Source organism: Mesorhizobium sp. M1A.F.Ca.IN.022.07.1.1 (assembly GCF_003997575.1).
In the GTDB taxonomy this organism is placed as follows: Bacteria; Pseudomonadota; Alphaproteobacteria; order Rhizobiales; family Rhizobiaceae; genus Mesorhizobium.
In genome coordinates, this window is sequence record NZ_RZST01000615.1 from 1 (window position 1) to 1,434 (window position 1,434).

At 66.7% G+C, this 1,434-nt stretch carries 2 protein-coding genes and 1 pseudogene; all 3 read left to right on the plus strand.

The window, feature by feature from the left end; all coding sequences use genetic code 11:
• Positions 1–728, plus strand: a 728-nt coding sequence (locus EOA75_RS32775) for a flagellar basal body P-ring protein FlgI (RefSeq protein WP_206517113.1), incomplete at its 5' end; no start/stop codon positions are given.
• Between the two features lie 62 nt (positions 729–790).
• Complete coding sequence (locus tag EOA75_RS32780; RefSeq protein ID WP_067327062.1) at positions 791–1,324, plus strand: MotE family protein; 534 nt, start codon at positions 791–793, stop codon at positions 1,322–1,324.
• A pseudogene (locus EOA75_RS32785) lies at positions 1,321–1,434 on the plus strand (flagellar basal body L-ring protein); the annotation flags it as partial. The gene EOA75_RS32780 and the pseudogene EOA75_RS32785, both read left to right, overlap by 4 nt.

A 1,434-nucleotide genomic window follows, 5' to 3' on the forward strand; every position in this document is an offset into this window, starting at 1 on the left:
ATCACCGAGCCCTGGCCGACGGCGAGATCTACGCCGTCGGCCAGGGCTCGGTGATCGTGGGCGGCTTCACCGCCCAGGGCCAGGCCGAGCAGCTGACGCAAGGCGTGCCCACCGCCGGCCGCGTGCCGAACGGCGCCATCGTCGAGCGCTCGGTGCCCGCCGAGTTCGACGATCAGGGCGTGCTGACGCTGCAATTGCGCAATCCCGATTTCTCGACCGCCATCCGCATCGCGGACGCCATCAACGACTACACCTCGCAGCGCTTCGGCATGCGCGTTGCGGCTGAGCGCGATGCCCGCACCGTGCAGATCAGACGGCCGAAGAACGTATCGGCCGCGCGCTTTTATGCCGAGATCGAAAACCTGGTCGTCGAGTCGGATGCGCCTGCCCGCGTCGTCATCGACGAGCGCACCGGCACCATCGTCATCGGCAACAACGTCAAGATCTCGCGCGTCGCGATCAGCCACGGCACGCTCACCGTGCGCATCACCGAGGCGCCGAAAGTGGTTCAGCCGGAGCCCTTCTCCAAGGGCGAGACGGCGGTCGAACCCTTCACCGCCATCGAGGCCTCGCGACCCGACGCCCGCGTCGCCGTGCTCGACGGCCCCGACCTTGAAACGCTCGTTTCCGGTCTCAACCGTCTCGGCGTCAAGCCCGACGGCATCATCGCCATCCTGCAAGGGATCAAGTCGGCCGGCGCCCTGCAGGCCGACCTGGTTCTCCAATAGGCATGCCGATGATCGAGCTCTTCTCCTCAAACCCGCATCGTCGCCCGAGACTTCATACGACCATGAAGCTACTAGCCGCTGTCTCGATCGCTGCGCTGATGGGCGGCACTCCGGGTCGCGCGGAAGAAGTCCGCCAGGTGCTGCCCGGCGGACAGGCCCCGGCCCAGCCGGCTGATCTCGCGCGCGGGAAGGCGCCGGACGAGAGCGAGATCCAGCGCTTCTGCTCCAACATCGCCGATGCAGCTCGCGACCGCCGCTACGCCTTGCAGGCCGAGGAGCTGAAGCAGCTCCAGGCAGGCATCGACGAGCGCATGAAAGCCCTGGAGACAAAACGTTCCGAGTACGAGCAGTGGCTGAAGCGACGCGAGGTATTCCTGGCGCGCGCCGAAGAGAGCGTCGTCAAGATCTATGCCGGCATGAAGCCAGACGCCGCAGCCGAGCGCCTGGCAATGGTCAACGCCGAGCTCGCTGCGGCCATCCTGATGAAGCTCGATGCGCGCAAGGCCGGCATCATCCTCAACGAAATGGACCAGAAGGCGGCGGCGACGCTCACCGGCATCATGGCCAGCGCGGCGCGAAGGGTTGATCCGTCATGAAGTTGCAATTGCTCGTCCTTGTCGCGGCGGCGGCACTGTCCGGCTGCGGCACCGATCTCAAGGAAGTCGGCCGGGAGCCTGCGCTCTCACCGGTCGGCTCCGGCATCGGC